8 protein-coding genes are annotated in these 7,661 nt (G+C 54.7%); 2 read left to right on the forward strand and 6 right to left on the reverse strand.

The features are described 5' to 3' along the window. Nucleotides 1-26 precede the first annotated feature (26 nt). The 5 genes from L21_RS11090 to L21_RS11110 form a co-directional block, all read right to left on the reverse strand. Nucleotides 27-965, reverse strand: coding sequence for a GDP-L-fucose synthase family protein (locus tag L21_RS11090; RefSeq protein WP_074370535.1), 939 nt, complete (start codon nt 963-965; stop codon nt 27-29). Continuing rightward, on the reverse strand, nt 962-2,041 hold the full coding sequence (locus L21_RS11095; protein ID WP_143727286.1) for a hypothetical protein: 1,080 nt from the start codon (nt 2,039-2,041) through the stop codon (nt 962-964). The genes L21_RS11090 and L21_RS11095 overlap by 4 nt, the downstream gene beginning before the upstream one ends. Further along, on the reverse strand, nt 2,026-3,081 hold the full coding sequence (gene gmd / locus L21_RS11100; RefSeq protein ID WP_256713106.1) for a GDP-mannose 4,6-dehydratase: 1,056 nt from the start codon (nt 3,079-3,081) through the stop codon (nt 2,026-2,028). The genes L21_RS11095 and gmd overlap by 16 nt, the downstream gene beginning before the upstream one ends. Before the next feature lie 788 nt (nt 3,082-3,869). Beyond that, nucleotides 3,870-4,856, reverse strand: coding sequence for an alpha-1,2-fucosyltransferase (locus L21_RS11105; protein ID WP_178377726.1), 987 nt, complete (start codon nt 4,854-4,856; stop codon nt 3,870-3,872). A gap of 71 nt (nt 4,857-4,927) precedes the next feature. Beyond that, nucleotides 4,928-5,650 (reverse strand): DUF268 domain-containing protein, encoded by a 723-nt coding sequence (locus tag L21_RS11110; protein ID WP_074370537.1) that lies wholly within the window; start codon nt 5,648-5,650, stop codon nt 4,928-4,930. Nucleotides 5,651-6,072: 422 nt separating this feature from the next. On the opposite strand from L21_RS11110, the gene L21_RS11115 reads away from it, so the two are divergent. After that, the gene (locus L21_RS11115) at nt 6,073-6,750 is read left to right on the forward strand and encodes an HAD family hydrolase (protein ID WP_074370538.1); all 678 of its coding nucleotides are present in this window, start codon (nt 6,073-6,075) and stop codon (nt 6,748-6,750) included. After that, nucleotides 6,723-7,391 carry a cyclase family protein gene (locus L21_RS11120; protein ID WP_074370539.1) on the forward strand — a complete coding sequence of 223 codons (669 nt, stop codon included), beginning with the start codon at nt 6,723-6,725 and terminating at the stop codon, nt 7,389-7,391. Before L21_RS11115 ends, L21_RS11120 begins: the two co-directional genes overlap by 28 nt. An 8-nt stretch (nt 7,392-7,399) precedes the next feature. Here the strand turns inward: L21_RS11120 and hepT are convergent. Continuing rightward, on the reverse strand, nt 7,400-7,661 hold a 262-nt coding region (hepT, locus tag L21_RS11125), incomplete at its 5' end, for a type VII toxin-antitoxin system HepT family RNase toxin (RefSeq protein ID WP_143727287.1).

A 7,661-nucleotide genomic window follows, 5' to 3' on the forward strand; every position in this document is an offset into this window, starting at 1 on the left:
ATATCCGCAGCCGATGACGGAGATCTTCATGCCCGCTCGTTCCTGTACCACTCGATCGTCGTCCTCAGCCCGTCCTCAAAGCCCGACTTCGCCCGGAACCCGAACTCCCGCTCCGCGCGCGAGACGTCCAGGCACCGCCGGGGCTGACCGTCGGGTTTGGTCGTGTCCCAGACGATCTCGCCCGTAAACCCGGTGAGATCGGCGATGAGGGTTGCAAGGTCGCGAATGGTGATCTCAAAACCCGCCCCGAGGTTCACCGGGTCGGGCTTATCGTAGCGTTCGGCGGCGAGCGCGATCCCCTCCGCGGCGTCGTCGACGTAGAGGAACTCGCGGGAAGCCGCGCCGGTCCCCCAGACCTCGACACTCTCCGCACCGGTCTCCACCGCCTCGACGAACTTCTTGATCAGGGCCGGGATGACGTGCGAACTCGCAGGGTCGAAGTTGTCACCGGGACCGTAGAGGTTCACCGGGAGGAGGTAGATCGCGTTAAACCCGTACTGCTGCCGGTAAGCCTGGGCCTGGACGAGGAGCATCTTCTTTGCGAGGCCGTAGGGGGCGTTGGTCTCCTCGGGATACCCCTCCCAGAGTTCCTCTTCCCGGAACGGAACCGGCGTGAACTTTGGATAGGCGCAGATCGTCCCGACGGCGACGAACTTCGTCACGCCGGCCTGCCGAGCAGCCTCCATCAGCTGGACCCCCATAATGGCGTTGTCGTAGAAGAGGGAGCCCGGGTTTGCCATGTTGTAGCCGATCCCTCCGACCTTCGCCGCGAGGTGGATGACAAGGTCGACGCCCTGGACCGCGGTGACGCAGTCCTCCCACCGCCGCAGGTCAAGGTCGCGGCTCCGGGGCACCCGAATACTCTCTTTCGTAAATCCGTGCCTCTCAAGCGTCCTCACGAGGGATGAGCCGAGGAACCCGGCACCACCCGTGACGAGGACCTCCATCCCGTCCCCAAACCTCATAGGATCTCACCGATTATACTGCTACATTCTTTTGTGCCGTCACTCCTGAAGAGACCATCGATCTTTCCGAAGTTCTCCCGGAGCTCCATCAGGGATTCCAGTTCATCCGCCCACGAGCCGTCGAGGACGGCCGCCGCCGGGACTTCTCCCCCGATCCCCATAGCCTTAACATCCCCGATGAGGTAGTCGTCCTCGGCAAACCCCTCCCTGCTGAAGAGGGCCATCGGGACACCGGCCTGAATCGCCTCGGCGATGGTGCTGTAACCGGGCTTTGAGACGACGAGGTCACAGGCGGCGATCCAGTCCTGCGTCTCGGTCTCACCGGGCGGAATCCTGACCGCGCCGGGCAAGTCAGTCCACGACGGGACGAGGAGGGTGCACCCGGCAAGTGCGGATCTAACGCCCCGGAAGATAGTGGGGTCAAGAGACTGCCCGCCGCCGAGGTAGACGAACGGCTCCTCCTCCGAAAGGCCGCACAACCGCCGGATCTCCTTCCGGTTCCGGGTCACTGCCCGCGCCACAAGCCCCACCTCCCGCCGATTCTTAAAGACCTCCATGGGTTCGTGGAGCGGGAGCAGAAGAGCGACGTCTGCGGCACGGTAGGCTTCGGCAATCCGGTCGGTCAGTTCGTTCTTCCCGAAGAGGCGGGTGTAGATGAGATGCCAGGTGAAGTTCGAGATACCGAGCGACGGAATCCCGAGTTCTTCCGCGGCAAGGAAGGGTTGTGGGGCGATGTCGGAGAGGACGAGATCGAACCCGCGGTCACGGAGGAAGATCATCTCGGCGGCGATGCATTCCTCCCAGGAAGCGACCCACTGCTCCACCGCCGCAAGCGTCCTCTCCCCGGCCACGGCGGCACCGTCCATCACAACCCCGGGGTCGTTTGGCCCCGGGATAACCTCGACACCGGGGAGTGAGCGGGACATGAACGCAGCAGGCGAGCCGGTCCTGACGACCACATCAGCATGCAGGGCTTCCTGCAGCTCCCGGGCGAGAGCAATATCCCGCGCCGCATGACCGTAACCGAAGTCGCTCGTGTAGAGACAGATCCGCGGCTGTCTCAATCCCTCGTCCACCACCGATCCGGATACTTCCGGGCGAGGAACTCATCCCCCTCGCCGGGAGGCTCAAGCCCGGCATCCCTCAGGTCCGCGTCGACCATGATCTTTGTTAAGTCGGCAAACGTCACGCAGGGCTTCCAGCCGAGTTTCTTCCGGGCCTTCCCGGCATCCGCGATGAGGTCTTCGACCTCGGTCGGCCGGAAGTACCGGGGATCGATCCTGACGTGCTCCTCCCAGTCGAGGCCTGCGTACGAGAAGGCGGCTTCAAGGTACTCCCGGACAGAATGGCTCTCGCCGGTTCCGATGACGAAGTCCTCGGGCTCGTCCTGCTGGAGGATCCTCCACATGCACTCGACGTACTCCGGGGCAAAACCCCAGTCCCGCCGGGCATCCAGGTTCCCCATGTAGAGGTATTTCTCCTTGCCGGCAAGGATTCGGGCGATCCCGCGCGTGATCTTCCTCGTTACGAACGTCTCGCCCCGGCGGGGGGATTCATGGTTGAAGAGAATCCCGTTTGCGGCAAACATCCCGTAACCGTCACGGTAGTTCCGCGTCATCCAGTAGGCATAGAGTTTGGCGCAGGCATAGGGGCTCCGCGGCCAGAATGTTGTTTCCTCGCTCTGCGGCGGCGGTGTCGCTCCGAACATCTCGCTGCTTGAAGCCTGGTAGAACTTCGTCCCGTTCTCGCTCCTCCTGATCATCTCAAGAAGCCGGGTCGTCCCGAGCCCGGTGACGTTCCCGGTGTACTCGGGGATATCGAAACTGACCCGCACATGGCTCTGGGCCCCGAGATGGTAGACCTCGTCGGGTTTTATATTATAGATGAGGTGGGAGATCTGCTCGTCGTCGGAGAGGTCGCCGTAGTGAAGATAAAGCCGTGCGCCTGTATCGTGCGGATCGGTGTAGATATGATCGATCCGGGGAGTATTGAAGGTCGATGCCCGCCGGATGATCCCGTGTACCTCATACCCCTTATAGAGGAGAAACTCAGCGAGGTAGGAGCCGTCCTGCCCGGTGATGCCGGTTATTAAAGCTTTTTTAGATATATTGCTCACCTTCCCGTCTTTGATGTTCAGTAAATAGTTCGTATACTTCTAATATATGGATTTTGAATTGCAAATAATCTCACAAAGTGGAGAATCGGCAGGATAAAAGTCAATAGATGTTGGCATACCCGGAAGAAGAGCGCTGAGAAACTTCCACAGAGGTCGTATGTACTCAACTGAAACTGCCCTGGCTGTTCCCTGATTGAAGTCGGGGGCATCCCATGGTGTGCTACCCAGAGTTACCCCAGAAATTGTAGTCCCGAGCTCAGCACGTAGATCGCTGTATTCTGGTCAAGATTTGCCTCCAACTCGTAGCATGGACAGTTAATTACCTGATCGGATAACGTCTTGGCGACGATCAGCGCAGATTAAGGGCATCGCTGAGATGGACTTCCCAAGGGTTATCAGAACCACCCGAGAGCAGGTTTTTTTTCGCTTTGCTTGCGTGATCGAGAGAACATATTCCAGGCAATTCTACAATACTATTTACTAGTGTTCCACAATATTTGAGTATTTAAAACGATCAGGTAGAGGCGCTTGAGTTCCACTCTTGTGCCATTTGTGGCAAATCGACAATCCAAGCCATTCCAGAATGGCTTGGTATGTTCTATTCTAATACCTGACATCCGTTTCTGCTTGGATTACACCGATTGACGGAATTCTTATCAAGCACTGACACTTCAGGCTCTAGTGAGGTTATTTGGTCATTGGTGAGGAATATCATATACTTAAAGTTTCCCATTGATTTTTTGACACGGTAATGATATAACTGTTACACTATTGACCGATAGCGCTCACTAAAGGCGTACCCATTCTTTCGGTAAGCGGTCATCATCGTTGTAGTGTACCCTGTTAAACCACTGCGCAGGTGCAACAACAATTTTTTGCTGATTTGAGGAGAGCCAGGCGCCCCACCAGCTGAACGAACTATTTGCAATGATAAAATGCTTGCAGTACGTCATTAGCCTTAAATCTTCGTAATTTTTGTCCGAAGGGTTATTATGGATATACGTTGTTGGGGCATCGATTGTTATGTGCTGCTGGCTCCAATCCGGATCGTCAGAGAAGATATAAAAATGAGGTTTCTCAACCCTTGACATAATATAGCCAATAGACCGGTAATAATAATCCAATGAACATAGGCCTATGAGTTGGTTAGCCTTTGAGTCTGAGACGTAGTCTCCTCTACGGACATGGATGCAGACTGCTTCGGCTCCTCTAATATCATTGGCAATTTTAATATTCTCCGGATCCGGGGGTGTTATCACAGTAAAATCCTTTCTAATAGTCTCTTCAATGTCTTTGAAGTATTTCTCACTTTGCCAGTATCCACTGAGGTAAGCACCGGTGGAAATTTGTAATACCTCCGGGTCAAAATCCAGTGTCCTCTCCCGAATCATTGTTCGCGTGCCATGAAGCCCGTTAGCATATAGTTTGTGAAATAACTTTTCCTTCAAATGAACCCATGTTAACCCCCTTAACTTTGCTATTTCGGCGGGACTCGCAATGTCCTTTAGTGTAGCGAAATGATTGAGGCTGTAGGGACGATACGGGTGATATTTGAACCAGCGAGGATGATACCTGAACCAACTGAGATCTAACTTGAGGGAAAAATTATTCATCTTCGCAATTCTGCGGCCAACAGCATATTGGAAGAGTTGGTTGCCTAAACCCCCCATTAGTTGTACGATGATTGTGTCTGGTTTTTCTTTGGAACGATGAAATTCATCCTTTACCGTCATAATTGCTACAGCCTCCAAGCATGAATCTTCTGATTCCAGCATTAAGGGATACGATCTCATGTTTTATTAATCGTGTTTTTTTATCTAGTGAATATGTCATTTCCCTTCTGGTTTCAGGAATTTCTTTTCCTAAACCAGAAGCAACCGCATCCATACAAGCATTTATCCGCGTCATCTTCGGTCGCAGTCGAGATCGGTCCATTAGATTGAGGAGTGTCGGAGATCAAAGAAAATTCTACAAGTTGTAAATCGGAAAAATATCTTACAATCTGGCTATATGTGTATATCCTATGGGCATTGAACCTAATCTTTGCAATTCCCCCAATGGGTACAACAAATAGTAAATTGCCTCCCACTGCAAGGACGCGTTTCAGCTCGGCAATTGCTTTCAGATCACCATCAGGATCAAGCGGATCACCATATCTTCCCAGGCCGATGTGTTCTACAGTATGCATACATGACAGGGATTTTATACTGTTTGACGAAAATGGAAGGGAAACGATATTCACAGATCCTGAGGAGAGATCGGAGAGGTTCAGGTCAGCAGGGCGGTAATCGTAAAATTTAACGGGGACAAATGCCGAGAGAATAGAGCAAAAATGCAATGATGATGAAATATCAACATGGATTGCAGGTTTCGTCCGTGCAATAATCCTTGCTGCCCACGCTGGATGGTAGACATAGTGTGCATCAAATGGCGTTGTATCACTGTTTTCGTTTAGGCAGGGGTATATGTCTTTCCAATGCATGGAGAAACGACTATTGCAATTAGATAGTGTGCGGAGAGTTTGATAATCAAATACATATTTTATTATTTGCTGTATTTTGGCGATCATTAGTGCTCACCTTCCCATCTTTTGACCATCAGTAATTAATTTGTACGTCCGCAATATATGAATATCGTATAGAAAATAACTATGCAAAGCGAGATATTGAGTTAATTGGGTCAAGCAGGGAACTGCATTCACATTCAGATCCTTGGATGAAGTGAAAATTTTCACCTGTTCTGCGATCACTTTCCAACCGGGATTGTGTCTTAACCCACTTGCTGGATAACCTATCGTGCCTCTCGATGCTCATGCGAAGGGCGGACGGTTCTTGAGATGTAAGTCCAAGCTGTGATGGGGGCCGTTTTTCTGCGGATATACTAAAAGGGTAACACCCTCTCCCAGCGGGATTACCAGGAGACAGAGGAGCACAACCGGGACATCGTCCTTCCGTCAGGTACTAGTAGCCGGCAATCGATGAGATAACTATCATGCTCACCACCCTCATCCTCGACTTCGACGGCGTCATCGTCGAATCCCTCCCCCTGAAGACCGCGGCGTTTAAAAAGATCTTCTCTTTCGCGCCCCCAAAACACCTCGATGAGATCATCGCCTTCCACCTCGAAAACGGCGGGATGTCCCGGTACGACAAGTTCCGCCACATCTACGCAAACATCCTCCACGAAGAACTCACCCCTGAGACAGAGGAGCGGCTCGCGAGCGAATACGTCGCTCTGATCTTTGAATCCATGCTCACCGTCCCGTACGTCGAGGGCGCAGAAGAACTCCTCAGGGACTGCTCGCAGAGAATCCCGCTCTATATCGTCTCCGCAACCCCGGAGGGCGAGATGCACGAGATCGCCCAGCGCCGGAACCTCACAAAGTACTTCGTCCGGATCTACGGGTCGCCGAAGACGAAGGCCGAGTGCATCAGGGAGATCCTTCTAGAGACCGGCGCGCTGCCGGATGAGGCCCTCTTCGTCGGCGACGCCCCGAACGATTGGGACGCAGCCCGCGCGACCGGCGTTCGGTTCGTTGCGAGGATCCCGCCCGGCGACCCGAACCGGTTTACCGACCGGCCGGGAGTGGAGGGGATCGTGGAGAACCTTCATGAACTCCGGGAGTACCTACGGGAGAACATATGCTCATCCCGATCTCGTACCCCCTGAACCGGAGAGCGCCGCTCTATCCCGGAACAGAACCGCTCGCGATCTCCCGCACAAAGTCCTTTGAAAAGGGCGATGCGGAGGAGAAGAGCCTGATCGCGTTCTCCAGCCATGCCGGGACGCACATTGACCTCCCCCGGCACTTCTGCCCGGACGGCGGCTCGGTCCAGGGTCTCCTTGCGCCGGAGGCGGTCTTTGAGCCCTCCCGATGCATCGCGATCCCGAAGACCGGAACGGAACCGATCCGGATCTACGACCTCCTCGAACACCTCGACGCGATCCGGACCTCACGCGCGCTCTTTGTCCGGACCGGGAGCGGCCGGGTCCGGGGGAGCGACCCGGATGCCTACGCAAATGCACACCCCTGGGTGCATCACGAGGTTCCGGGCTTCCTCCGCATGGAGAACCCCGCCCTCAGGCTTTTTGGGATCGACGCCATCTCCATCGCCATCCCGGCAGAACCGGAGGAGGGTACAGAGGCCCACCGCGCGTTCCTCTGCGGATCGCCGCACATCTTCCTGCTCGAGGATGTGGACCTCTCGTACGGCAGGCTGCTTGAAGAGCCCTGGACATTGCGGGTCTATCCGGTGGTCTTTGATGACCTGGAGGGGGTGCCGGTAGTGGCGCTCGCGGAGTTCGGGTGAGGAGGGTGCTAGGGCTCCGAAAACGATCCATCCTGTTCGGCAGAATCGCTCTCTGAAATGTGCTCCTTCATGATAACGGAGAATGTCCGGAGGACAGCAAGATCGTGCTGCAGGATCGCGTACACCTGCTTGAGGTCCAGGTTCCAGTAGATATGGACGAGCACATTTCGGAATCCTGCCAGGTTTGAGAGATCCCTTGCAAGAGGTTCGGGGATGACCCCCTCACCCGCGAGAACCTCGAATGTCTCCCGGTACGTGAAAGGCTTTCTC

The organism is Methanoculleus chikugoensis (genome assembly GCF_900095385.1).
Taxonomy (GTDB): domain Archaea; phylum Halobacteriota; class Methanomicrobia; order Methanomicrobiales; family Methanoculleaceae; genus Methanoculleus; species Methanoculleus chikugoensis_A.